Annotated in this window: 1 protein-coding gene; it reads left to right on the forward strand. The window is 32.3% G+C overall.

The features are described 5' to 3' along the window. Positions 1-1,140, forward strand: a 1,140-nt coding sequence (locus HMPREF0381_RS07175) for a DUF4236 domain-containing protein (RefSeq protein ID WP_008751272.1), incomplete at its 5' end; no start/stop codon positions are given. Between the last annotated feature and the right edge of the window lie 38 nt (positions 1,141-1,178).

The raw sequence follows: 1,178 nt of genomic DNA on the forward strand, positions 1-1,178 counted from the left end.
ATAATTCAAGTAAATTTTATTTATATAGGTGAGAAAATGGGATTACGTTTTAGAAAAAGTATTAAAATTTGTAAAGGTATAAAGTTAAATTTTGGAAAAACAGGTGCGAGTGTTTCTTTTGGAACAAGAGGCTTACATTATACAGTCCACACAAGTGGTAGGAGGACAACTTCTGTTGGTATTCCCGGAACAGGTCTATCTTATACTAGTTCAAGCAGTGGAAGAAGGTCTAAAAGGAGTAGAACAAATGTATCTATAAAAGCACAAGAAATTTTACAAGTCCAACAACAAAAAGAAGAAGAGTATAATAGAAATTGTGAAATGGTAGATAATTTCAATGAATTACTTGATATGATACGTTCTATTCATGAGGAGTGTAGTGAGATAATAGATTGGCCTTCACTAAGAGATAAGCCGGAGCCATTCAATCGTATGTTTCCAGGGCCTTGTGAAGATGAAGCTTTGAGAAGTCTACATGATGCTAAGCCCGGCTTTCTTGGGAAACTTATACCGGCTGCACATAAAAGTAAAATGCAAAAACTTAATGAAGCAGTTCTTGCAGCACAAGAGAGGGATAGACAAAATTATAGTGACTGGGAGAATATGAAAAAACTTGCAGAAAGAGTTTTGGCCGGTGATATAGATAGCTATTTTTATGTAGTTTCTGAAATGCATCCATTTGATGAGATATTAGATTATGGAAGTGATTTTAATATAGGTACAGATATACCCAATATTTTAGAAGTAGAGTTTCATGCAAAGACAGACAAGGTGGTTCCAAACCACGTTTTAGAAATTACAAAAACCGGAAAACTTTCTTCAAAAAAGATGTCAAAGACAATGCATTTTGATATTGCACAAGACTATATTTGCAGCTGTGTTATTAGGATAGCAAGAGAAATATTTGCTTTACTACCTATAGAAAACATAGCTATTCATGTGGTAGATAAGATTAATCCACTAATAGGTGATGAATATGAAGATACAGTTTTTTCTGTTTTAATAGATAGAGACAGATTTGAAAAAATAAATTTTAATGGAATAGATGCTTCAGACACTATAGAAACATTTAATTGCAATATGAATTTCAAAAAAACCGGTGGATTAAAGCCGGTAAAAAGAGTTGAAGTTAAAATTTAAGGGATAGGAATAATAATATTGTTAGAAGGGATAATACT

Origin of the sequence: Lachnoanaerobaculum saburreum DSM 3986, assembly GCF_000185385.1 — a bacterium.
GTDB classification, from domain to species: Bacteria; Bacillota; Clostridia; order Lachnospirales; family Lachnospiraceae; genus Lachnoanaerobaculum; species Lachnoanaerobaculum saburreum.